Here is a 21,824-nt window from a genome sequence, read left to right on the forward strand (position 1 = left end):
CCCCCCTCCCCCCCCCCCCCCCCCGGGGGGGGGGGGGGGGGGGGGGGGGATGCACGTGGTGGATTCTTGCTGAAGAGCCGCCACGCTCCCCCCTCACCCTAACCCTCTCCCCGGGGGGGAGAGGGGATAACGGCCCCCCGACAGGAAGAATCGACATGGATTTCACCGTCTTCGCCCAGCAGATCGCGAACGGCCTGGTCAACGGGATGGCCTATGTGCTCATCGCCACCGGGCTGACGCTGGTCTTCGGGGTGCTGCGCATCGTGAATTTCGCCCATGGCGAGTTCTATATGCTCGGCGCCTACATCACCTATTTCGTCGGTACCCTGCTCGGGCTCGACTATATCGCTGCGGCGGCGATCTCGGCCGTGGTGGTGGCGGGGCTCGGCGTCGTCGCCAACAAGCTGATCTTCTGGCCGCTGCGCCGCGATCACGAGTTCACCATCCTGCTGTCCAGCCTGGGCCTCGCCCTGCTGATCGCCAACGGCGGCGAGCTGCTGTTCGGCGCCGATCCCAAATATGTCGAGAGCCCCTTCGCCGACGAAGTGCTGGACATCGGCACGGTGACGCTGACCCAGCAGCGCGTGCTGGTCTTCGCCGCCGCGGTGGTGGCGCTGATCGCGGTCTATCTGTTCATCCGCTATTCGCGCTTCGGCAAGATGATGCGGGCGACGGCGCAGAATCCGGACGGCGCGGCGCTGACCGGCATCAACATCGGGCTGGTCCACACCTACACCTTCGCGCTGGCCTGCGGGCTAGCGGCGCTGTCGGGCGCGCTGGTCGGCCCCACGGTGATGATCTTCCCGACCATCGGCAACTGGGCGGTGCTGAAGGGCTTCATCGTCGTCATCATGGGCGGTCTGGGCAGCGTCACCGGCGCCCTGTTCGCCGGCCTGCTGCTGGGCGTCATCGAATCGCTGGGCGGCGGCTACATCTCCCTCGGCTTCATGGAGGCGATCGGCTACGCGATGATCATCGCGGTCCTGCTGTGGCGCCCCAACGGCCTGTTCAGCACGGCGCGGGGTCTGCGATGAACACCAACTCCCACGGCCAAACCCTGGCCATCGCCGGCGGCGTGGCCGCATTGGCCGTCCTGCCCTTCCTGGCCGGCAACGCCTATCTGGAACATCTGCTGGTGCTGTGGATGCTGTATGCGCTGCTGGCGCTCAGCCTCAACATCGTCATCGGCTATCTCGGCGAACTCACCTTCGGCCATGCCGCCTTCGTCGGCGTCGGCGCCTACACCTCCGCCATCCTCTCGACGCAGCTCGGCCTGCCGCCGCTGCTTGGGCTGCCGCTGGCCGGGCTGGTGGCGGCGGCGTTCGGTCTGGTGATCGGCTATGCCGCCCTGCGGGTGGTCGGGCCGCAGTTCGCCATCCTGACTCTGGGCTTCGGCGCCATCCTGTTCACCATCACCAACCATTGGGTGGACCTGACGCGCGGGCCCATGGGCATCACCGACATCCCGCCGATGGCGATCGGCCCGCTGGCCTTCGACAGCGCCCGCCCGACCTATTATCTGGTGCTGGCGCTGGTGCTGGCGACCGCCTGGCTCTGCCACGCGCTGGTCGGCAGCCGCACCGGCCGCGCCTTCCTGGCGGTGCGCGAGAATGCGCCGCTCGCCGCCTCGCTCGGCATCAACGTCTTCCATACGAAGCTGCTGGGCTTCGTCGCCGCCACCGCCATCGCCGGCATCGGCGGCGCCATCTACGCCCACTACATCCGCGTCATCACCCCCGACATCATGGGCGTCCACAATGTCGCCGCCCTCATCATCGTCGTCATCATCGGCGGGCGCGGCACCATCCTGGGGCCGATCCTGGGGGCGCTGGTCTATATCGGCCTGCTGGAATCGCTGCGCGTCGCCGGTCCGCTGCGCATGGTCATCTTCGCGGCCCTGCTGACCGGCACCGTCGTCTTCCTGCCGGGCGGCTTGGTCAGCCTGTGGCAACGCTGGCGCAACGCCCACAAGTCGGAGAACACCCAGCCGGCGGCGCCCACCGGCCTGCCCAGCACCGAGGGAGGTGCGAAATGAACGCCGCCGCTCAAGAGATTCTGGCGGTCAGCAACCTGACCCGCATCTTCGGCGGCCTGACCGCGGTCCGCGACGTCACCATGACGGTACAGGCCGGCGAGGTGGTTGGGCTGATCGGGCCGAACGGCGCCGGCAAGACGACGCTGTTCAACATGCTGGGCGGCTCGCTGCCGCCCTCATCCGGCAGCATCCGCTTCGCAGGATCCGACTGCACCGGTGCGCCGTCGCATGTCATGGGCCAGCGCGGCGTCTCGCGCACCTTCCAGATCACCAGCCTGTTCCCCAGCCTGACGGCGCTCGACAATGTGCGCAGCGCCGCCTACCGCACGACGCGGACCGGCTGGGGCGCAGCCATCCTGCGCAACGCCGCTTATCGCCGGGAAGAGGCGGAGCTGCGGCGCAAGGCCATGGAGATCCTGGCCTTCTGCGATCTCGACCACCGGGCCGACACGCTGGCCGACGCCATGTCCTACGGCGAGCAGCGCCGGCTGGAGATCGCCATCGCGCTGGCCGCCGAGCCGCGCCTGCTGTTGCTGGACGAGCCGGCCGCCGGCATGAACCCGGAAGAAGGCCAGCGGCTGGTGGAGATGATCCGCCGCATCCGCGCCCGCGGCGTCACCGTGCTGCTGGTCGAGCATCACATGCGGGTGGTCGCCAGCGTCTGCGACCGGCTGGTGGTGCTGGACCATGGGGTGAAGATCGCCGAAGGGGCGCCGGCACAGGTGCTGAACGACCCCGAAGTGATCCGCGTGTATCTGGGACGGGAGCCGGTCGATGCTTAAGGTCGAAGGTCTGAAGGTCCGCTACGGCCACCGCGAGGCGGTCCACAACGTCTCCCTGACCGTCGAGGAAGGGGAACTGGTCACCCTGGTCGGCTCCAACGGCGCCGGCAAGACGACGACGCTGAAGGCGATCTCCGCCCTGCTGCGGCCGAGCGGTGGAACGATCACCTTCGACGGCGAGCGCATCGACCGGCTGGCGCCGCATCAGGTGATCGAACGCGGGCTGGTCCATGTGCCGGAAGGCCGCCAGCTTTTCCCCGAAATGACGGTGCTGGAGCATCTGGAGCTGGGCGCTCTGCGCGGCCGGCCGGGCAGCATGGGCTTCGCCGAGCGGCTGCGCTGGGTCTACGAGCTGTTCCCCATCCTGGCCGAACGCCGCACCCAGAAGGCCGGCACGATGAGCGGTGGGCAGCAGCAGCTTGTCGCCTTCGGCCGCGGCCTGATGGCCAATCCGAAATGCCTGATGCTGGACGAGCCGACGCTGGGGCTGGCGCCGATCATCGTCGACACGCTGGCCGACACCATCAAGAACCTGCACGGCGCCGGCATCACCATCCTGCTGGTCGAACAGCGGGTGGATCTGGCGCTGCGCCTGGCCGACCGCGCCTATGTGCTGGAGACCGGGCGGGTGGTGATGGAGGACTCGGCCAAGACCCTGCTGGCCGATCCGCGCATCAAGACCGCCTATCTCGGGCTGTGACGGCCATGTCAGGCATGGAGGTGGTGGAGCGGGCGCGGACGATCCTCGGGTCGGCGCATGTGCTGGACGATCCGGCGGACACGGCGCCCTTCCTGGCGGACTGGCGCGGACGCTACCGTGGCGCCGCGCTGGCGGTGGTCCGCCCGGCCGATGCGGCACAGGTGGCGGCCATCGTCCGGCTGTGCGGCGAGACGGGCACGCCGCTGGTGCCGCAGGGTGGCAACACCGGCGTGGTCGGCGGCGCCATTCCCGATAACACCGGCCGCAGCCTCGTGTTGTGCCTGTCGCGCCTCAACCGCATCCGCGGGGTCGATCCGATCGGCGACAGCCTGACGGTGGAGGCCGGCTGCACCCTGGCCGCCGTCCAGGCCGCCGCCGAGGAGGCCGGCCGGCTGTTCCCGATGAGCCTGGGCAGCGAGGGCAGCTGCCAGATCGGCGGCACCATCGCGACCAACGCCGGCGGCACCGCCGTCCTGCGCTATGGCCCGATGCGCGACCTCGTGCTGGGGCTGGAGGTGGTTCTGCCCGACGGCACGCTGTGGAACGGGCTGCGCGCCCTGCGCAAGGACAACACCGGCTATGCCCTGAAACACCTGTTCATCGGGGCGGAGGGCACGCTGGGCATCGTCACCGCGGCAACGCTGAAGCTGTTTCCGCGCCCGCAGAGCGTCGCCACCGGCTTCATCGCCCTGCCGTCTCTGGAGTCGGCCTTGCAGGTCTTCGCCCGGCTGCGCGGCACGCTGGGCGATCGGGTAACCACGGCGGAAGTCCTGTCGGAACCACAACTGGCCGCGGTGCTTGCCCATGTGCCCGGCACGGTCCGGCCGCTCACCACAATCATGCCGTGGTATCTGCTGGTCGAGATCACCGACCCGTTGTCCGGCCTGGAGCTTGTTGAAAGGCTCGAAGAGCTGCTGGCGACCGGGCTGGAGGACGGCTGCATCGCCGACGCCGCCGTGGCCCGCAGCCATGCCCAGGCCGAGGCGATGTGGAAGCTGCGCCACAGCGTGTCGGAGGCCAATCGCAAGAGCGGCATCGTCATCGGCCACGACACCGCGGTGCCGGTCGCCCGCATCCCCGACTTCGTCACCCGCGCCACCGCGGCCATCGCGGCGGTACGGCCGGACGCCCGCGTCGTGGCGGTGGGTCATATCGGCGACGGCAACATCCATCTGGTCGCCATCCTGCCGGAAAGCCTCCGGGCATCGGCCGAACCGCTGGACCGCATCGCCCACGCGATCAGCGCCGCGGTCCACCGCGAAGCCATCGAACTCGGCGGCACCATTAGCGCCGAGCATGGCATCGGCCAGAGCATGCGTGACGCGCTCGCCGCCTTCAAGGGACCGGCGGAGATGGCGCTGATGCAGGGCATCAAGCGCCTGTTCGACCCGCAAGGACTGATGAATCCGGGCAAGGTGGTGGCGGCCGACCCGCGCCGAGGGGTCAGGCAATAGCCGTTATCACATGCGCCTGGATCTTGCCGTCGATCGGGCCGTCGCCGAAATGCCGGGCGACGGCCTCGGCGGCGAGGTCCGTCACTTCGTCGAGACGGCCGGCATCCCGCGCCTCGATCTCAAGGCGCAGGGGCGTTCCCTTGCAGAATCCGATGGCGGGATCGGCGGGCGAGGCAGCCCGGCCGCGGAGGGTGACGGTCTCGATCCGGATATCGGCGAATCCCACCCCGCGAAGCTCCTCGCGGATCTGCTCCTTGTCGTAATAGCCGTGGGGCGTGCGCGCGACGAAGCGGGGCGGGTCGTCCGGGAAGGCAGCCGCGACGGCGGCATCCACGACCGCCGTGATCTCGTTTTCCTCGATGCGGTCCCACACGCTGAACAGGAAGCGGCCGCCCGGCTTCAGCACCCGGCGCGCTTCGGCGAAACCCGCCGGCTTGTCCGGGAAGAACATCGCGCCGAACTGGCAGACGACCGCATCGAAGCCGGCATTCTCGAACGGCAGGCTCAGCGCGTTGGCCTGCCGCCACGTCACCTGCGGCGCGTCGAGCTTTTGCGCCGCGTGGTCGAGCATCGGCTGGTTGAGGTCGGTGGCGACGATGTCGATGCCGGACGGAAGGGTCTGGACCAGGGCGCGCGTCACGATCCCGGTTCCGGCCGCGGTTTCCAGAATCCGACCCTCCATTCCCGCAAGCCGGGCGGCCAGATCGCGCGCATAGGGCTCGAAGATGAGGGGGCCGAGATAGCGGTCATAGAGCGCCGGGATCGCCCCCGCGAATGCCTTGTCGATCTCGGCCATGACACCCCCCATTTCCGCATGTGGGATTGAAAAGCTTATTCCCCGGCGATGGCGCTTACGACAGCCCTTTGGAGGGCGGGAGCATTCCCCTTGGGTCCGCCGTTCGACGAATTCGCGACGGCGAAGCCTCCCGGACTTGTGCGGTGTCGCACAACTCCGGGAGGCTTGAAGTCTTCACCAAGAAAGCAGCGATCAGCGGTCCGATTTGGTGAAGAGCCGCAGGGCCAGCGCGGCGGCCGAGGCGGCGGTGGCGACGGCGACCACGCCGTTCCAGCCCCAGGCGGCCAGCGCCTGACTGCCCAAGGTGGCGCCGGCGGCCATGCCGATGAACATGCCGACCATCAGCACCGCGTTCAGGCGGCTGCGGGCGGCCGGGTCGATGCCGTAGACGATGGTCTGGTGGGCGATCAGTGAAGCCTGGACGCCCAGGTCGAAGCCGATGGCGCTCGCCACCAGCAGCCACAGGCGGGCACCCTCGGGCAGCAGCGGCGACAGGGTCATGGCGGCAAAGGAAACCACGGCCAGACCGGCGCCCAGCCGGGTCATCATGGCCGGGCCGCGGCGGTCGGCGATGCGGCCGGCGACCGGCGCCACCAGCGCACCCGCCGCGCCGGCCAGACCGAAGGCACCCGCGGCGGCGGCACCCAGATGGAACGGCGCGCCATGCAGCATCACCGCCAGCGTCGACCAGAAGGCGCTGAAGCCCAGCGACAGCAGGCCCTGCGCGATGGCCGCCCGGCGCAGGCCCGGATGATTGCCCCACAGGGTGACCAGCGACCCCAGCAGTTCGCCATATCCCAGATCGGTCGTCGGCGTGAAGCGCGGCAGCCCGCGCCACAGGGCGGCCCCCAGCAGGGCGATGCTGCCGGCGGCGGCGACGAACACGGCGCGCCAGCCGAACTGCTCGGCGATGACGCCGCTGACCACCCGCGACAGCAGGATGCCCAGCAGCAGCCCGGTCATCACCGTGCCGACCACCCGTCCGCGATGTTCGGCCGGCGCCAGCGTCGCGGCGGCGGGCACGATGTCCTGCGCCAGCGTCGCCGACAGGCCCATCACCAGGCTGGCCGCCAGCAGCCCGCCGATGGACGGCGCGAAGCCCGCCGCCAGCAGCGCCGCGACCAGGACCGCCACCTTCGCCAGGATGATGCGGCGGCGGTCGAAGCGGTCGCCCAGCGGCGCCAGCAGCAGGATGCCGAAGGCGTATCCCAGCTGCGTCAGCGTCGGCACCCAGCCGACCGTCCGGTCCGCCGCGCCGATGTCGGCGCCGAGAACGCCCAGCATGGGCTGGCTGTAATAGAGCGACGCCGCCGCCAGACCGGCGCCCGCCGCCAGCAGGAACACCAGCGGCCGGCTCATTCCGCTGTCGCGCGCGGACACCAGGGGCATCGGATTTGCCATCGGCGTCGCATGCGCGGATTGAATGGTTGACATCGGTTTATCCCCTCAAGGAGGTGCGAGTGCGTGATTGAGGGGGAGTATGGCGGCCGGTCCGATCGGACGGTAGTCGAAGCACGTGTAGATTTGCTATACGTTGTACGTATGAGCGCTGATCTTTCCGCGGTCGGCAGCGACCGCATCGCCCTGCTTGAGACCTTCGTCCGCATCGTCGAGTCCGGCAGCCTGTCGGCCGCCGCGGCGCAGATGGGCAGCACCCAGCCGACGGTCAGCCGACGGCTGCAACAGCTGGAGCGGCTGCTGGGCATCCGGCTGCTGCAACGCTCCACCCACCGCATGAACCTGACCGAAGACGGAACCCGCTGCTACGAGCGGGCCAAGGATCTGCTGGCGGGCTGGCAGATGCTGGAAAGCGACGTGCGCGGCGCCGACGACCAGCCCACAGGCCATCTGCGGATCGTTGCGCCGCACGCCTTCGGGCAGCAGCAGTTGATCGGGCCGGTGGCCGATTACCTGCGCCGTTACCCGCGGATGACGGTGGAGTGGTTCCTGCACGACCGCATGCCGGACTTCATCGGCGAGGGCATCGACTGCGCCATCCGCGTCGGCGAGGTGGCCGACCCGTCGGTCGTCGCCCTGCGGCTGGCGGAGGTGCCGCGGATCGTCGTCGCCTCCCCCGACCTGCTCGGCGACCGGCCGTTGCCGCGGCATCCGGACGAGCTGGCGGAGCTGCCTTGGCTGGCTCTGCGCACCTTCTACCGGGACGAGGTGGAGCTGACCCATGCCGGAACCGGCGAGACGGCCCGCTTCCCCATCCGACCGCGCCTGTCCACCGACGGGTTGCAGGCGATCCGCAACGCGGCGATTCTCGGGCTGGGCGCCGCCATCGGCTCGCAATGGGCGCTGGTGGACGATCTGGCGGCGCGGCGGCTGGTGCAACTGGCGCCGGACTGGCGGGCGGCAACCCTGCCCGTCAGTCTGGTCTATCCGCCGTCCCGCCACCAGCCGGCCCGCCTGCGCCGTTTCATCGAGGTGATGCGCATCGCCGTGCCTCTCGCCTTCCGCGCGGTCCAGGCTCCCTAGCGCAAGACCGCGCCGGATTTGCTATGGTCGCCGCGACCTGTTCAGGAAGGCCGATGTTCATGCACGAGTATGTCCGCAAGATCCTCACCGCGCGCGTCTACGACGTCGCCATCGAAAGCCCGCTCGATCCGATGCCGCGGCTGTCGCAGCGCCTGAACAACATCGCGCTGCTGAAGCGCGAGGATTTGCAGCCCGTCTTCTCCTTCAAGCTGCGCGGCGCCTACAACAAGATGGTCGGCCTGTCGCCGGAGGCGCGGGAGCGCGGGGTGGTCTGCGCGTCGGCCGGCAACCATGCGCAGGGCGTTGCGCTGTCGGCGCAGAAGCTGGGGATCAAGGCGGTGATCGTCATGCCGCGGACGACGCCGGCCATCAAGGTCCAGGCGGTCAAGAGCCGCGGCGGCAAGGTCGTGCTGCATGGCGACGTCTTCGACGACGCCTATCTCCATGCCCGGCAGATCGAGGCGGAGAAGGGTCTGACCTTCATCCACCCCTATGACGACCCCGACGTGATCGCCGGCCAGGGCACCGTCGGCATGGAGATCCTGCGCCAGCACCCGCACCCGCTGGACGCCATCTTCGTGCAGATCGGCGGCGGCGGGCTGGCCGCCGGCGTGGCCGCCTACGTCAAGTTCCTGCGTCCCGACGTGAAGGTGATCGGCGTGGAGCCCGACGACGCGGCCAGCATGGGCGCGGCCATCGCGGCGGGAAAGCGCGTGCAGCTCGATCAGGTCGGGCTGTTCGCCGACGGCGTTGCGGTTCGTCAGGTCGGATCCGAGACCTTCCGGCTGTGCAGCGAGCTGCTGGACGAGGTCATCACCGTCAACACCGACGAGATCTGCGCCGCCGTCAAGGACATCTTCGAAGACACCCGCGCCATCACCGAACCGTCGGGCGCGGTCGGTCTGGCCGGCCTCAAGAAATACGCGGAGCGCGAAGGGCTGCAGGGCAAGGGTCTGGTGGCGATCGGCAGCGGCGCCAACATGAACTTCGACCGGCTGCGCCACATCGCCGAACGGGCGGAGATCGGCGAACGGCGCGAGGCGCTGCTGGCGGTCACCATCCCGGAACGCCCCGGCGCCTACCGGCAGTTCATCCAGGCGCTGGGCAAGCGGTCGATCACCGAGTTCAACTATCGCTATGCCGACGACCGCGAGGCGCAGATCTTCGTCGGCGTCCAGCTGACCGAGGGCGACGCGGAAAAGCGCCAGATCATCGAGTTGCTGCGTGGCCTGGACTGCCCGGTGCTGGACATGAGCGACAACGAGATGGCGAAGCTCCATGTCCGCTACATGGTCGGCGGCCGGGTGCGCGGGCTGAAGGACGAGTTGCTCTACCGCTTCCAGTTCCCGGAACGGCCGGGCGCCCTGCTGAAGTTCCTGAATGGCTTGGCGCAGGACTGGAACATCTCGCTCTTCCACTACCGCAACCATGGCGCCGATTACGGGCGGGTTCTGGCCGGGATCCAGGTGCCGGAAAAGGACCGCACGCGGTTCCGGCGCTGCCTAGACGATCTCGGATACCCCTACTGGGACGAGAGCGGCAACCCGGCCTATCGGCTGTTCCTGGCAGAACCCCGGTCGGACTGATGTGGCCGGAGTGACGCAGCTCCCTATTTCTTCGGCAGGGTGTGCGGACAGCCGGCGGTGCGGTCCTTCTCGCCGGTGTAACGGGTCAGCATGTGCGCGCCCGCCTTGCCGATGAAGGTGGCGGTGTAGACGAGCGGCTCGGTTTCGCTGCCGTTGTGCTGCTGGTGAAGCGTGCCGGGCTGAATTTCCACCACGACGCCGGGTTTCAACTCCACGTCCGGCTTGCCGTCGATGGACAGACGCCCGCTTCCGCTCACCACCTCCATCATCTCGTCGATGTCGTGCTTGTGCCGGTGGGCGTCGGACCCGGGCGGGACCGTCAGCTTTTCCACCATGCGCAAGGTTCCCGGCAGGCCCGGAACCGGGGCCGGCGGCAGCAGGACCGTGCAGCTCACCGCCATCGGCTGGGTGGGCGATGGAGTCGAAGACGTATCGGTCGCCGCCACCGCGGGCATCGCCACGGACGACAGGAGAAGGCCGGCAGCGGACAACAGACGGAACATCATGAAGGGTGCTTCCCGATCCGTAGGAGATTGGAGGGTCGAAGGCGGCAGCGATGCGATACTGCATGCGAATCGTTGCACCACCGTCCCGATCCTGTCAAAGCCGACGTGCCCCGATGCGGCGGCACCGGACCCGGAGCGCGGCCGACGTTCTAACCGCGCCGGCCGTGCTATGGTCGGGGCTATCGACCCCTTCGCCGGGCCTGAGCGTCCAACCGTCATGAGGAAAGATTACACAATGTCGAACATCGCCCCGAAAACGGCAATCGTCACCGGCGCCACCTCCGGCTTCGGCGATGCCATCGCCCGGCGGCTGGTCGCGGAAGGTTGGCGGATCGTCGCCACCGGCCGGCGCCAGGATCGGCTTGATGCCCTGGTCGAGGCGCTGGGCGGGCCGGCGGTGGTCCACCCGCTGTGCTTCGACATCCGCGACGAGGAGGCGACCCGCGCCGCGCTGGAGTCGCTGCCGCAGGAGTTCGCCGACATCTCCGTCCTGGTCAACAATGCCGGTCTGGCGCTCGGTACCGCGGCGGCGCAGGACTGCGACCTGGAGCAGTGGCGGACGATGATCGACACCAACGTCACCGGGCTGGTGACGATCACCCGGCTGCTGCTGGCCCGGCTGATCGCCCAGCGCGGGCTGATCGTCAATCTCGCCTCCGTCGCCTCCAACTGGCCCTATCCCGGCGGCAACGTCTATGGCGGCACCAAGGCCTTCGTCCGGCAATTCTCGCTCGGCCTGCGCAGCGACCTGTCGGCCCAGGGCGTGCGCGTGACCTCCATCGAGCCCGGTCTGGCGGAAAGCGAATTCACCCTGGTGCGCACCGGCGGCAACAAGGACGCCTACGACGCGCTCTATGCCGGCGCCAACCCGCTGCAGCCGGAGGACATCGCCGAGACGGTGCGCTGGGTGGTCTCCCTGCCGCCGCACGTCAACATCAACAGCGTCGAGATCATGCCGGTGAGCCAGTCCTGGGCGCCGTTCAAGATCCACCGCGACACGCCGGCCTGAGGCCGGGCCCGCAGGACCGGACGGCGGCGGGCGATCCGGTCAGGACCCACGCGGTTCGTCCAGCCAGTCCTCGCACCGCAGGCCCGCCACACGGTCGAACTCGCCAAGATTACCCGTGATCACGACGAGTCCGCGGCTGCGCGCATGGCCGGCGATCATCAGATCATACGGGCCGATCACGCAGCCCCGGCGCTCCAGATCGGCCCGGATGTCCCCGTAATGTCCGGCCGCCTCGTCGTCGAAGGGCAGCACCTCCAATCGGGCGGTCAGCCGTTCGACCTCCCGGCGTTTCTCGGCCGGGTGGTCGGATTTGGCCGCACCGTGCAGAAGTTCCGCCAGCGTCACCGTCGAGATGCACAGGCCGTCCGCCTCCGCATTGAACCTGACGCGGGCACTCTGTGGACGGTCGCGCAGGACGCGGATACAGACATTGGTGTCCAGCATGTAGCGCAGCATCACCACGCCTCGCGTTCCTGCATCTCCGGCTGGTCGCGGTTGGGGAAAGCGATGCCGGGAGACTGGAAGAAATCGTCCCACACGCTATCGGCCGGCACGATCAGCCGCCGCGCGCCATCACGCAGGATGACCACCTCGCGGACATGCGCAGGAAACGACACGTCCTTGGGCAGACGAACGGCCTGAGTGCGGTTGGACTGGAACAGGGACGTCCGGACCGTCATGGCGCACCTCCATTGTATATCCCCATCGTATATCCCCGCTGTTTGCGCGTCAAGAAACCGATGTCCCGGCACGCGGTCACCACAGCCGACGCAGATTGTTGCGCCACCGCAGATATATTAGTATGCATTAACCCCGGCCAAGGTCCCGCGCCGGCACTCTCATACCGGAACGCGCCTGCCCCACCATGCCCCTTGCCTTCCATATGATGCCGCTCGTCGGCACGATCCTGCTGCTCGCCTCCCGCCGTGTCAGCCTGCTGTTCGCCGGGATCGTCGGCATGGCGCTGGCGCTCGTCACGATGGTCGTCACCATGGCCGCGGCCCAGCCGTCGGCCGGCCCGGTGCTGGGGATGGTGCTCATGGGGGCGGCAACCAAGGCGGGGGAAGGCGCGTGGCTGGCATGGCACGCGATGTCGATCATCGCCGCCGGACTGCTGTTCCACCGCGCCTTCGAGGCGCGCGGCGCCCGGTCCGCCGCGGTCGCGCAGGAGAACCGCCGGCGCGCCGTCTTCGTCGCCTGCTTCCTGGTCGGCCCCTTCGCGGAGTCGGTGACCGGCTTCGGCGTCGGGCTGGTGGTCGCCCTCGCCATGCTGCGCACCATCGGGCTGCCGCCGGTGCAGTCCGCGGCACTCGGCCTGTTCAGTCAGGTGCTGGCCGCCTGGGGCGCGATGGGCGTCGGCACCCGGGTCGGGGCCGAGTTGATCGGCGTGTCCTTCACCGAACTCGGAACGGCCAGTGCCCTGCTGATGGCGGTGGTTCTGCCCTGTCTTCTGCCGGTGTTCTGGGGGCTGATCCATTCCTCCGGGCTGCGCTCCAGCTTTGCCGACCGGGTGTCGGACGTTGCGCTCCTTCTTTGTTTGGCCGGGCTGATCTGGCTCACCAACCTGTTAGTCGCGCCGGAACTGGGCGGCGGGCTGGCGACCGGTCTGCTGTTGCTGGTGGTGGAGGGGCCGCGCCTGCTGCGCAGCGGCATCCGCGTCCGCGATCTGGTCGGGCGGCTCTGGCCTTACGGGCTGCTGATCGCTGCGCTGATGGCGACCCGCCTGCTGCCGCCGCTGTCGGACTGGACCGGGCGGTGGCTGGTGCTCGACCCGTTCAACGGCCTCGCTCCGCTGGCGCTGCTGCGCCATCCGGCGACATGGCTGGTGCTGATCGCCGGCATCCTGCTGTCCGGCCTCTCGTCGACCGAGGCCGGGAAGGTGGTTCGGACTTCCCTGCGCGCCGCCCTGGTGCCGATGGCGGCCACGCTGGTCTTCGTCGAGTTCGCCACCTTCATGGCCGCGTCCGGCGGGGCGGCGATGTTCGGCGAGGCCTGGCGCGAGGCGGCTGGACGCTTCGCCGTGTTGGCCAGCCCGATTTTCGGCGCCGCCGCCGGGATGCTGACCGGCTCCAACACCGCATCCAACGCCCTGATGATGCACATTCAGTTGAGCCTCGCCGCCGAAAGCGGCCTGCCGTCGATGCTGATCGCGGCGATCCAGACCGTGTCGGGGAGCATCTGCACCATGCTCACCCCCGGCCGCATCGTGCTGGCCGCCGGCCTCGTCGGGCTGGAGCGGTCGGAGGGAGCGATCTACCGCCGCGCCCTGCCGATCGGGCTGGCGACCGTTCTCGCCCTGCTCGCCGTCATCGTCGTGATGGCCGGCGTCAAGGCTCAGGGACTGGTCTAGCCACCCCGCTCAGGCGAACCGCTTCGCCCCGGCGACGCACAGCACGACCAGCCCGGCGGCGGCGATCATGGTCCAGGCGACCGGCTCGCGCAGCAGAAGCCCGGCCAGGATCAGGCCGAAGGCGGGCTGGAGCAGCTGCAGCTGCCCGACACCGGCGATGCCGCCCAGCGCCAGCCCGCGATACCAGAAGACGAAGCCCACCAGCATGCTGAACACCGAAACATAGCCGAGCCCGATCCAGGCCGGCGTCGCGATGCCGGTCCAGTCGTCCGGCATGGTCGCCAGCGCCGCCACAGCCATCACCGGCAGCGCCAGCAGCAAGGCCCACGAGATCACCTGCCAGCCGCCCAGCCGGCGCGACAGGGTCGCCCCCTCGGCATAGCCAAGTCCACAGAGCAGGATCGCCAGAACCATCAGCAGGTCGCCGGCGAGCGACGCGCCGCCGCCCTGCCACAGGGCGAAACCGGCGACGGTCAGGCTTCCCGCCGTTGCGAACAGCCAGAAGGCGGGGCGTGGCCGCTCCCTGGCCCGAAGCACCCCGAACAGGGCGGTGGCGAGCGGCAACAGGCCGATGAAGACGATCGACTGCGCCGACGTGATGTGCTGGAGCGCCAATGCGGTCAGCAGCGGAAAGCCGGCGACGACGCCCAGCGCCACAATGGCGAGCGAGGGCAGGTCGCGGCGCGCCGGCCGCGCCTGCCGCAGCAGCGCCAGCAGCGCCGCCGCCAGGGCCGCCGCGATCACCGCCCGCGCCGCCGTCAGGAACAGCGGCGTGAAGCTGCCGACCGCAACCCGCGTCGCCGGCAGCGACCCGCTGAAGATGAGCACGCCGAGCAGCCCGCTGCCCCATCCCGCCGCCCCTTGTCCCTCTATCGTCCGTCGCATCCCGTCTTCCTTTTCCGCACCCGACCTCGTGCCGCGATGCTAGCGCGATGGATGCTGGCGGCGACAGCGACAGTCCAATACAATTCCGCCGAACTGTACTGGTTTACAGAGCGATACACTTTCCTGTGGTGGAGCCATGACCGGCAGAACGGGCACCCGAACCGGCGAGGTGATGGACGCGATCCGCCGCAGGATGGCGAGCCGCACCCTGTCGCCGGGGGAAAAGCTGCCCTCGATCCGCAGCTTCGCCGCCACCATGGGCGTGTCGGCCTCGACCGTGGTGGAGGCCTATGACCGGCTGGCGGCCGAAGGCGTGATCCGGTCGCGGCCGGGGTCCGGCTTCTATGTCGCCGGCGCCACGCCGCCGCTGGCCTTGGCCGAGGCGGAGCCACGGCTCGACCGCGCCATCGATCCCTTCTGGGTGTCGCGGCAGTCGCTGGATGCCGGAGCCGACATGCTGAAGCCGGGATGCGGCTGGCTGCCGGCCGACTGGATGCCGAACGCGGCGATCCGCCGGGCGATCCGCCAGCTCGCGCGCGCCGACGACGGCCTGCTGGCGGATTATGGCGGCACGCGCGGATCGCTGCCGCTGCGCCGGCTGCTGGCGCGCCAGTTCGCCGACGAAGGGATGGAGGCGGGCGCCGACCAGATCCTGCTGACCGCGTCGGGAACCCAGGCCATCGACCTGATCTGCCGTTTCCTGCTGCGGCCGGGCGACACGGTGCTGGTCGACGATCCCTGCTATTTCAATTTCCAGGCCCTGCTGCGCGCCCATCAGGCGCGGGTCGTCGGCGTGCCCTATACCCGGACCGGTCCGGACACCGACCTGTTCGCCCAGGCGCTGGCGACGCACCGGCCACGCCTCTACATCACCAACTCGGCGCTCCACAACCCGACCGGCGCGACGATGACGCCGCAGACCGCCCACCGGCTGCTCTGCGCCGCCGCAGCCCATGATCCCGCCGCCGATACCCTCACCATCGTCGAGGACGACATCTTCGCAGGCTTCGAGCCGGAGCCGTCACCCCGCCTCGCCGCCCTCGACGGGCTGGCCCGCGTCATCCGGATCGGCAGCTTCTCCAAGACGCTGTCCGCCTCGATCCGCTGCGGCTACATCGCGGCGCGGCCGGAGTGGGTGGAGGCGCTGGTCGATCTGCAGGTGGCGACGAATTTCGGCGGCCCCAGCCCGGCCGCGGCCGAACTCGTCCTCGCGACCTTGAACGACGGCAGCTATCGCAAGCATCTCGACGGTCTCCGCCGCCGTCTGGCGCGGCTTCGGCGCGAGACGGCCAACCGGCTGGAAGCGCTCGGCCTGCGGCCATGGCTGATGCCGCGCGGCGGCTTCTATCTCTGGTGCGGCCTGCCGGACGGGCTTGACGCCGCCGACGTCGCCCGCGCCGCCCTCCGTGACAACGTCGTGCTCGCCCCCGGCAACGAGTTCAGCGTCTCGCGATCGGCATCCGGGTTTCTGCGCTTCAACGTCGCCCAGATGGGTGACCCGCGCGTCTATGAGGCTTTGGGACGGGCGATGCGCCTAACACTCCCTCTCCCGCCCCGGGAGAGGGAAGGGGCCCATGCGGAGCATGGGAAGGGTGAGGGGTGAAGCAAGAATCAAGGTCCATGTTCGGATAGCCCCTCACCCTCCCCGCCTTCGGCGGGTCCCCTCCCTCTCCCGGGACGGGAGAGGGCGACTATCCCCGGACCTTCCCCACCGCCTTGTGCAGCGCCTGCAGCAGCGTGTCGATCCGGTAGGGCTTCGACAGCACCGCGATGCCTTCGGTGCGCGCCACATCCTCGCTGTAGCCGGTGGTCAGCACCACCGGCAGGCCGGGGCGCAGGATGGCCGCCTCGCGGCTGAGATCGATGCCGCTCAGCCGGCCCGGCATCACCACGTCGGAAAAGAGCAGGTCGATCCGCTCGTCGCCGGCCAGCAGCGGCAGCGCCTCGTCGGCGGAGCCGGCACGCAGAACGGTCCAGCCGCTTTCCTCCAGCGCCGACGCGACGGAGGAGGCGACGACCGGATCGTCCTCCACCATCAGCACCCGCGCACCCGTGATGAACGGCCCGGCCACGTCGGCGGAAACGTCGGCGGAAACGGCCGGCGCCCGCGGCACCCGCGCCGTGGCGCGCAGCAGCAGGACGATGCGGGTTCCCTCCCCCGGCCGGCTTTCGATCCAGACGGTGCCGCCCGCCTGCCGAGCCAGCCCATAGACCTGCGCCAGACCGAGGCCGGAGCCCTTGCCGACCTCCTTGGTGGTGAAGAAGGGGTCGAACGCCTTCGCCGCCACCTCCGGCGCCATTCCCGTCCCGGTGTCGGCGACCGTCAGACGCAGGAACTGCCCCTCCAATCCCGCCCCATTCAATCCTGGCGCATCGCCGGGACCGAGCGTCAGGTTCTCCGCCTCGATGGACAGCGTGCCGCCCTCCGGCATCGCGTCGCGCGCGTTCACCGCCATGTTGATGAGGGCCAGTTCGAACTGCGTCGGGTCCGCCTCGATCGGGCGGAGGCCGGGGGCGAAGCGGGTTTCCAGCCGGATGTCGGCGCGCATGGCGCGTTCCAGCAATCCGGCCATGCCGAGCACGCGGTCGCGCACGTCGATCGGCTCCGGGCGCAGGCTGTTTCGGCGGGCGAAGCCCATCAACTGCTGCACCAGCTTGGCGCCACGGTCGACCGCCTGCATGCCCGCCTCCAGCAGCGGCGCCAGCTTCGGCTCGGCACTGCGGCGGCCGATCATGGTCAGGCAGCTGCTGAGCGCCTGGAGCAGGTTGTTGAAGTCGTGCGCCACGCCGCCGGTCAGCTGGCCGATCGCCTCCATCTTCTGCGCCTGACGCAGCTGATCCTCGGCCCGGCGCAGCGCCGCCTCGGAGTCCTTGCGCGCCGTCACGTCGCGTCCCACCGCGTGGATGAAGCGGTCGTCCGGCACCGCGGTCCAGGAGATCCAGCGATAGGATCCGTCCTTGTGGCGATAGCGGTTCTCGAACCGCAGGGTGGTCAGGCCCGATTTCAGCCGGCCGACCTCCGCCACCGTCGCCGCGCGGTCGGCGGGATGGATGAATTTGAGGAAATCCGCGTTCTGCAGCTCCGCCTCGTCCCAGCCGAGCAGGGTTGTCCAGGCCGGGTTGACCGCGGTCATCGTGCCGTCGAACCGGGCCACCAGCATGACGTCGGTGGACAGCCGCCACATGCGGTCGCGGTCGGCGGTCCGCTCCGCCACGCGCTGCTCCAGCGTCGCATTCAGCGCGCGCAGCGCGTCTTCGGCGCATTTGCGGTCGGTGATGTCGTAGCAGGCGCCGAGAATCCGCGTCCCCTCGCCGTCCCGGCCTCCCGTGACCGCCTGCGCCCGCCGGGCGATCCAGCGCTCCGCCCCACTGTCCGGCCGATTGATGCGGTATTCGACATAGCCCAGCCCATCCGTCGGCACCTGTCCGGGCCGCAGCGTGTTCAGATTGGGCCGATCATCCGGGTGGATCAGGGCGACCAATTCCTCCAGCCGCACCAGCGGGCGTTCCCCGATGCCCCACAGCCGGCAGAATTCGGGCGACACCGCCAGCATGCCGTCGGCGCGCAGTTCGAAGGTGCCGATCCCGCCGGCATCCTGGGCGATGTGCAGCCGCTGCTGGCTCTCGCGCAGCGCCTCCTCCGTCCGCTTCATGCCCGTCACGTCGCTGCCCTGGACGAACAGGCCCATGACCCGACCCTGGTCGTCACGGATCGGCTGGAAGACGAAGGTGACGAAACGCTCCTCCAGCGGCGCGCCGGGCCGCCGGGCGATCCGCGCCGGCATCCCCTCGCCGACGAAGGGCTCCCCCGCCGCATAAACCCGATCGGCCAGTTCGAAGAAGCCCTGTCCGACGATCTCCGGCAGCGCTTCCCGCGCCGGTTTGCCGATGATGTCGCGGCGGCCGATCAAGTCGAAATAGGCGTCGTTCGCCATCTCGAAGACATGGTCGGGCCCGCGCCAGACATACATGAAGCCCGGCGCCTGCCGGAACAGCGCCCGCAGCCGCTCGCCCTCCGCCCGCAGCCGTTCGTTGGCGCGCCGCACCTCCTCTTCCGTCCGCACGCGCTCCACCGCCGACGTCGTCTCGGCGACGATGCAGAGGAAGCCGCCGGTACGCCCGGCCTCATCGGCGATCGGCGTGTAGGAGAAGGTGAAATAGCAATCCTCGGCCGCTCCGTGCCGCACCAGCGGGATGCGCAAATCCTCTTGCAGCAACGGCTCGCCGTCATAGACGCGGCGGACGAGGTCACGGACCTGCGGCCAGGCGTCGGGCCAGACCTCGCTCATCGGCCGGCCCAGCGCCTGCGGGTGACGGGGGCCGAGGATGTTCAGATAGGCGTCATTGTAGAGGAAGGTGACGTCCGGTCCCCAGCCGATGAACATCGCCTGCCGCGACCGCAGCATCAGACGGACCGTGGCACGCAGGTCCTGCGGCCAGCCCTCCATCGCGCCGAGCGGCGTGGCCGCCCAGTCATGGCTGTGCATGAGCGGACCCATCTCTCCCGCCCCGGTCGCAAAGACGGGCGGAGAATCCCCGGCCGATAGAGGGCTCACCGGCGCCGTCCGGCGCCGGCAGGAAGCGGATAACCTTGGACGTTCATCAATACGGTCGAGTGATCGGAGTCGAATGGACAGCTTATCCCATGCCGACGGAGCATTGTGATAGCTGTCCAATCGTCAGCCCACCGTCCGCCGGCCCGCGACCGCGTGGTAAATCCACAGGACGACGATGGCGCCGAAGATGGCGACCAGAATGCTCCAGATGTTGAAGCCGGTGATCCCGGCGCCGCCGATGATGCTCATCAGGAAGCCGCCGACCAGCGCGCCGACGATCCCCAGCACGATGTCCATGACGACGCCCTGCCCCGACTGGTTCACGATCTTGGAGGCGATGAAGCCCGCGATCAGGCCCAGGATGATCCAAGCGATGATACCCATGGCCGTTACTCCTTTGCGGTGAGTGGTCGTTGGTGTCGGCTGCCGCCGTATCGCCTCCACAGAACGTTGATTTCCGAACCGAGGAGGATCACCAGCCCGGCGATGTAGAGCCAGAGCATCAGCGTGATGACCGCGCCGATGCTGCCGTAGGTGGCGTCGTAATCGGCGAAATGGCCGGCATAGAGCGAGAAGCCGAGCGAGGCGGCGATCAGCAGGGCGGCGCCGACCACGCTGCCGGGGGTGATGAAGACGAAGCGCTCCCTGACGTTCGGGCCATAGCGGTAGATCACCGCCAAGCCCAGCAGCAGGGCCAGGACGATGACGACCCAGCGGAAGGTCGCGAAAAACGTCAGCAACACGCCGGAAAAGCCGTACCGGTTGCCGATCCAGTCCTGCAGGATGCCGCCCATCACGATCAGCGAGAAGGCGCCGATCACCAGCACTTCGAACAGAAGGCTCAATCCCAGCGCCACCAGCCGGGCGTGCAGGAAACTCCGCGCCTCCTTCACGTCATAGGTGATGTTGAGCTGCTGCATCACGGCATACATGCCGGTGGTGGTCGCCCACACCGTTCCCAGCAGGCCGAAGGACAGCAACCCGCCGCGCCGCTCCCCCGTCACCTGCCCCACCACGTCGCGGACCATGCCGGACGCCTGATCGGGCAGCGCCTGCCCCAGCAGATCCATGATCGCCCGATCCACATTGTCGATGGGCAGATAGGGGATGATGCTCATCGTCGCGATCAGCGCCGGGAACAGGGCGAGCGTCAGGTAGAAACCGAGTGCGGCGGCTCCGTTGAAGACATTGTCCTCGGTCGTCGCGCGATAGAGGTCCCGGAGGAAGCGTCCGGGCGAGACCCCACTGAGCATGGCGGGCTTTCCCTGGTGGGGGGAGGCCCCGCGGCGACCGTGCCGCGGGGCCTCGTCGCCTCAGCTCTTGCCCTTCAGGGCGTCCTTGACACCGCCGACGGCACTCTCGACCTTGCCCTTCGTCTTGTCGGCCGCGCCTTCGGCCTTCATCTTCTCGTCGCCGGTGACCTCGCCGACGCCCTTCTTGATGCTGCCCTTGGCCTTGTCCATGGCGCCTTCAGTGCGATTCTTATCCATGACGTCCTCCTGATTTCGGGGGGCGGCCGGGGATGAAGCCGGCCGTCGTCACAACAACCGCCGAGCGGAGGTATCGTTACGGTCAGAGCGGCTGTGACGTCGCCAGCGGCGGCGATTCCGCCGCCTCTCCGGCCAATTCCCTGGCCGGCGCCGTCGCCAACGCCGTTTGCAGATACTCCAGGAACGCCCGCTCGGCACGGTTCGGTTTGGCTTGGTCGTTCCAGATCAGGTGGACGTTGACCGGCGCGATGCCTTCGTAGGGCGGCAGTTCCCACAGCAGCCCGTCATCGACGTCGCGGGCGGCGATGTGTTCCGGCAGCGGGCCGATGCCGAGGCCGCAGAGAATCATGCGCCGCACCTCCTCCAGATTGGCGGACGACGCGACGACACGGCCGGCGAACCCCTCCCGCGCGCGGAACAGGGTCAGCGGCGACAGGGCGCCGTCGATCTGGTCGGAGGTGAAGGAGACGAAATTCTCGTGCCGCAGTTCGGCGATGTCGATGTCGTGCTGGCCGAACAGGCGGAATCCGGGGCCGCAATAGAGCCGGTAGGTCTGGCGCAGGAAGATCTGGCTGGACAGGCCGGGGATCGGTTCGCGGAGCAGACAGATCGCCATCGCGCCGACCCGCTGCTGCAACGCGATGTGCGCGTCGGCGGACGCCATCACATCGATGCGGAAGGTCACCTGCGGGTACATCCGGTGGAACTCCCGCAGCGAGCGGTCGAGCAGCGGGGTCTGGATCCGGCTGGTCATCAGGATATGGACATGGCCGCTGATCTCGTCCTTGGCGTCGCGCACCAGGGCGCCCAGCCGGGACACGGTGGCATGGATCGACACCGCCTCGTCATAGACCTGCTCGCCGGCGGCGGTGACGGCGAAACGTCCGGGGCCGCGGTCGATCAGGGTGCGGCCAAGCTGTTCCTCCAGCCGCTTCAGCGCGAGGCTGACCGCCGGCTGCGTCAAAAACAGGCGGACCGCAGCCTTGGTGAAGCTCCCTTCCTGCACGATCACCATGAAGGTGCGCAGCAGGTTCCAGTCCATCTGCTGGCCCAGACGGGCCAATGCCTGCCGTTCCGCCTCGCTTTCCATCAACGCCCTGCCTTCTTCATCGGTGCCCGATTCCGGTGCATCCCTGCCGCCGCCCAAATTCTACGCACATGATCGTGCTGTGAGCAACTGCGGCATAAATCAGA

At 69.0% G+C, this 21,824-nt stretch carries 21 protein-coding genes; 10 read left to right on the forward strand and 11 right to left on the reverse strand.

Going from position 1 to position 21,824, the window contains the following annotated elements:
* Positions 1-155: 155 nt before the first annotated feature.
* The 5 genes from TSH20_RS02190 to TSH20_RS02210 are packed head-to-tail and all read left to right on the forward strand — an operon-like array spanning position 156 to position 4,971.
* Positions 156-1,034: a branched-chain amino acid ABC transporter permease gene (locus tag TSH20_RS02190; RefSeq protein ID WP_109073187.1), complete on the forward strand. Its 879-nt coding sequence runs from the start codon at positions 156-158 to the stop codon at positions 1,032-1,034.
* Positions 1,031-2,035, forward strand: a complete 1,005-nt coding sequence (locus TSH20_RS02195; protein ID WP_109073188.1) for a branched-chain amino acid ABC transporter permease — start codon at positions 1,031-1,033, stop codon at positions 2,033-2,035. Before TSH20_RS02190 ends, TSH20_RS02195 begins: the two co-directional genes overlap by 4 nt.
* On the forward strand, positions 2,032-2,817 hold the full coding sequence (locus TSH20_RS02200) for an ABC transporter ATP-binding protein (protein ID WP_109073189.1): 786 nt from the start codon (positions 2,032-2,034) through the stop codon (positions 2,815-2,817). The genes TSH20_RS02195 and TSH20_RS02200 overlap by 4 nt, the downstream gene beginning before the upstream one ends.
* Positions 2,810-3,517 carry an ABC transporter ATP-binding protein gene (locus TSH20_RS02205; protein ID WP_109073190.1) on the forward strand — a complete coding sequence of 236 codons (708 nt, stop codon included), beginning with the start codon at positions 2,810-2,812 and terminating at the stop codon, positions 3,515-3,517. The genes TSH20_RS02200 and TSH20_RS02205 overlap by 8 nt, the downstream gene beginning before the upstream one ends.
* A gap of 5 nt (positions 3,518-3,522) precedes the next feature.
* Positions 3,523-4,971, forward strand: a complete 1,449-nt coding sequence (locus TSH20_RS02210) for an FAD-binding oxidoreductase (protein ID WP_109073191.1) — start codon at positions 3,523-3,525, stop codon at positions 4,969-4,971.
* On the opposite strand, the gene TSH20_RS02215 is transcribed toward TSH20_RS02210, so the two are convergent.
* Both TSH20_RS02215 and TSH20_RS02220 read right to left on the reverse strand, forming a co-directional pair.
* The gene (locus tag TSH20_RS02215; RefSeq protein ID WP_109073192.1) at positions 4,961-5,767 is read right to left on the reverse strand and encodes a methyltransferase domain-containing protein; all 807 of its coding nucleotides are present in this window, start codon (positions 5,765-5,767) and stop codon (positions 4,961-4,963) included. The genes TSH20_RS02210 and TSH20_RS02215 overlap by 11 nt on opposite strands.
* Before the next feature lie 192 nt (positions 5,768-5,959).
* A complete protein-coding gene (locus tag TSH20_RS02220; RefSeq protein ID WP_247871420.1) occupies positions 5,960-7,156 on the reverse strand; it encodes an MFS transporter in 1,197 nt (398 codons plus the stop codon).
* Positions 7,157-7,309: 153 nt separating this feature from the next.
* Here TSH20_RS02220 and TSH20_RS02225 point away from each other — a divergent pair, with 153 nt between their 5' ends.
* Together TSH20_RS02225 and ilvA are read left to right on the forward strand one after the other, a co-directional pair.
* Positions 7,310-8,248: a LysR family transcriptional regulator gene (locus TSH20_RS02225; protein ID WP_109073194.1), complete on the forward strand. Its 939-nt coding sequence runs from the start codon at positions 7,310-7,312 to the stop codon at positions 8,246-8,248.
* Positions 8,249-8,271: 23 nt separating this feature from the next.
* On the forward strand, positions 8,272-9,834 hold the full coding sequence (ilvA, locus tag TSH20_RS02230) for a threonine ammonia-lyase, biosynthetic (protein WP_109073195.1): 1,563 nt from the start codon (positions 8,272-8,274) through the stop codon (positions 9,832-9,834).
* A gap of 23 nt (positions 9,835-9,857) precedes the next feature.
* Here ilvA and TSH20_RS02235 read toward each other — a convergent pair whose 3' ends face one another.
* A complete protein-coding gene (locus tag TSH20_RS02235) occupies positions 9,858-10,340 on the reverse strand; it encodes a cupin domain-containing protein (protein ID WP_158281936.1) in 483 nt (160 codons plus the stop codon).
* A 235-nt stretch (positions 10,341-10,575) separates the two neighbouring features.
* On the opposite strand from TSH20_RS02235, the gene TSH20_RS02240 reads away from it, so the two are divergent.
* Positions 10,576-11,349, forward strand: coding sequence for an SDR family NAD(P)-dependent oxidoreductase (locus tag TSH20_RS02240; RefSeq protein WP_109073197.1), 774 nt, complete (start codon positions 10,576-10,578; stop codon positions 11,347-11,349).
* Positions 11,350-11,388: 39 nt separating this feature from the next.
* On the opposite strand, the gene TSH20_RS02245 is transcribed toward TSH20_RS02240, so the two are convergent.
* Entirely contained in the window at positions 11,389-11,805 is a 417-nt protein-coding gene (locus tag TSH20_RS02245) for a type II toxin-antitoxin system VapC family toxin (protein WP_109073198.1), read from the reverse strand.
* On the reverse strand, positions 11,805-12,029 hold the full coding sequence (vapB, locus tag TSH20_RS02250; protein ID WP_109073199.1) for a type II toxin-antitoxin system VapB family antitoxin: 225 nt from the start codon (positions 12,027-12,029) through the stop codon (positions 11,805-11,807). Before vapB ends, TSH20_RS02245 begins: the two co-directional genes overlap by 1 nt.
* A 185-nt stretch (positions 12,030-12,214) precedes the next feature.
* Between vapB and TSH20_RS02255 the strand changes: the two genes are divergently transcribed.
* Positions 12,215-13,699, forward strand: a complete 1,485-nt coding sequence (locus tag TSH20_RS02255) for an L-lactate permease (RefSeq protein WP_109073200.1) — start codon at positions 12,215-12,217, stop codon at positions 13,697-13,699.
* A gap of 9 nt (positions 13,700-13,708) precedes the next feature.
* Here the strand turns inward: TSH20_RS02255 and TSH20_RS02260 are convergent, their stop codons facing one another.
* On the reverse strand, positions 13,709-14,584 hold the full coding sequence (locus tag TSH20_RS02260; protein ID WP_169054811.1) for a DMT family transporter: 876 nt from the start codon (positions 14,582-14,584) through the stop codon (positions 13,709-13,711).
* Between the two features lie 136 nt (positions 14,585-14,720).
* Here TSH20_RS02260 and TSH20_RS02265 point away from each other — a divergent pair, with 136 nt between their 5' ends.
* Complete coding sequence (locus tag TSH20_RS02265) at positions 14,721-16,187, forward strand: PLP-dependent aminotransferase family protein (protein WP_109073201.1); 1,467 nt, start codon at positions 14,721-14,723, stop codon at positions 16,185-16,187.
* An 88-nt stretch (positions 16,188-16,275) separates the two neighbouring features.
* On the opposite strand, the gene TSH20_RS02270 is transcribed toward TSH20_RS02265, so the two are convergent.
* The 5 genes from TSH20_RS02270 to TSH20_RS02290 all read right to left on the reverse strand — a co-directional run bounded on the left by TSH20_RS02270 (position 16,276) and on the right by TSH20_RS02290 (position 21,720).
* Complete coding sequence (locus TSH20_RS02270) at positions 16,276-19,071, reverse strand: PAS domain S-box protein (RefSeq protein WP_158281937.1); 2,796 nt, start codon at positions 19,069-19,071, stop codon at positions 16,276-16,278.
* 192 nt (positions 19,072-19,263) lie between these two features.
* Positions 19,264-19,524 (reverse strand): GlsB/YeaQ/YmgE family stress response membrane protein, encoded by a 261-nt coding sequence (locus tag TSH20_RS02275; RefSeq protein WP_109073203.1) that lies wholly within the window; start codon positions 19,522-19,524, stop codon positions 19,264-19,266.
* A gap of 5 nt (positions 19,525-19,529) precedes the next feature.
* Positions 19,530-20,393 carry a YihY/virulence factor BrkB family protein gene (locus tag TSH20_RS02280; protein WP_109073204.1) on the reverse strand — a complete coding sequence of 288 codons (864 nt, stop codon included), beginning with the start codon at positions 20,391-20,393 and terminating at the stop codon, positions 19,530-19,532.
* A 60-nt stretch (positions 20,394-20,453) separates the two neighbouring features.
* Complete coding sequence (locus TSH20_RS02285; RefSeq protein ID WP_109073205.1) at positions 20,454-20,630, reverse strand: CsbD family protein; 177 nt, start codon at positions 20,628-20,630, stop codon at positions 20,454-20,456.
* A gap of 82 nt (positions 20,631-20,712) precedes the next feature.
* Positions 20,713-21,720: a LysR family transcriptional regulator gene (locus TSH20_RS02290; protein ID WP_109073206.1), complete on the reverse strand. Its 1,008-nt coding sequence runs from the start codon at positions 21,718-21,720 to the stop codon at positions 20,713-20,715.
* Positions 21,721-21,824: the final 104 nt, after the last annotated feature.

This window comes from Azospirillum sp. TSH20 (genome assembly GCF_003115935.1).
In the GTDB taxonomy this organism is placed as follows: Bacteria; Pseudomonadota; Alphaproteobacteria; order Azospirillales; family Azospirillaceae; genus Azospirillum.

Bases quoted from the DNA above. Each gene is read 5' to 3' on its own strand.
- TSH20_RS02190 (WP_109073187.1), top strand. From the start codon at position 156: ATGGATTTCACCGTCTTCGCCCAGCAGATCGCGAACGGCCTGGTCAAC.
- TSH20_RS02195 (WP_109073188.1), top strand. From the start codon at position 1,031: ATGAACACCAACTCCCACGGCCAAACCCTGGCCATCGCCGGCGGCGTG.
- TSH20_RS02200 (WP_109073189.1), top strand. From the start codon at position 2,032: ATGAACGCCGCCGCTCAAGAGATTCTGGCGGTCAGCAACCTGACCCGC.
- TSH20_RS02205 (WP_109073190.1), top strand. From the start codon at position 2,810: ATGCTTAAGGTCGAAGGTCTGAAGGTCCGCTACGGCCACCGCGAGGCG.
- TSH20_RS02210 (WP_109073191.1), top strand. From the start codon at position 3,523: ATGTCAGGCATGGAGGTGGTGGAGCGGGCGCGGACGATCCTCGGGTCG.
- TSH20_RS02215 (WP_109073192.1), bottom strand. From the start codon at position 5,767: ATGGCCGAGATCGACAAGGCATTCGCGGGGGCGATCCCGGCGCTCTAT.
- TSH20_RS02220 (WP_247871420.1), bottom strand. From the start codon at position 7,156: ATGCCCCTGGTGTCCGCGCGCGACAGCGGAATGAGCCGGCCGCTGGTG.
- TSH20_RS02225 (WP_109073194.1), top strand. From the start codon at position 7,310: ATGAGCGCTGATCTTTCCGCGGTCGGCAGCGACCGCATCGCCCTGCTT.
- ilvA (WP_109073195.1), top strand. From the start codon at position 8,272: ATGGTCGCCGCGACCTGTTCAGGAAGGCCGATGTTCATGCACGAGTAT.
- TSH20_RS02235 (WP_158281936.1), bottom strand. From the start codon at position 10,340: ATGATGTTCCGTCTGTTGTCCGCTGCCGGCCTTCTCCTGTCGTCCGTG.
- TSH20_RS02240 (WP_109073197.1), top strand. From the start codon at position 10,576: ATGTCGAACATCGCCCCGAAAACGGCAATCGTCACCGGCGCCACCTCC.
- TSH20_RS02245 (WP_109073198.1), bottom strand. From the start codon at position 11,805: ATGCTGCGCTACATGCTGGACACCAATGTCTGTATCCGCGTCCTGCGC.
- vapB (WP_109073199.1), bottom strand. From the start codon at position 12,029: ATGACGGTCCGGACGTCCCTGTTCCAGTCCAACCGCACTCAGGCCGTT.
- TSH20_RS02255 (WP_109073200.1), top strand. From the start codon at position 12,215: ATGCCCCTTGCCTTCCATATGATGCCGCTCGTCGGCACGATCCTGCTG.
- TSH20_RS02260 (WP_169054811.1), bottom strand. From the start codon at position 14,584: ATGCGACGGACGATAGAGGGACAAGGGGCGGCGGGATGGGGCAGCGGG.
- TSH20_RS02265 (WP_109073201.1), top strand. From the start codon at position 14,721: ATGACCGGCAGAACGGGCACCCGAACCGGCGAGGTGATGGACGCGATC.
- TSH20_RS02270 (WP_158281937.1), bottom strand. From the start codon at position 19,071: ATGCACAGCCATGACTGGGCGGCCACGCCGCTCGGCGCGATGGAGGGC.
- TSH20_RS02275 (WP_109073203.1), bottom strand. From the start codon at position 19,524: ATGGGTATCATCGCTTGGATCATCCTGGGCCTGATCGCGGGCTTCATC.
- TSH20_RS02280 (WP_109073204.1), bottom strand. From the start codon at position 20,393: ATGCTCAGTGGGGTCTCGCCCGGACGCTTCCTCCGGGACCTCTATCGC.
- TSH20_RS02285 (WP_109073205.1), bottom strand. From the start codon at position 20,630: ATGGATAAGAATCGCACTGAAGGCGCCATGGACAAGGCCAAGGGCAGC.
- TSH20_RS02290 (WP_109073206.1), bottom strand. From the start codon at position 21,720: ATGGAAAGCGAGGCGGAACGGCAGGCATTGGCCCGTCTGGGCCAGCAG.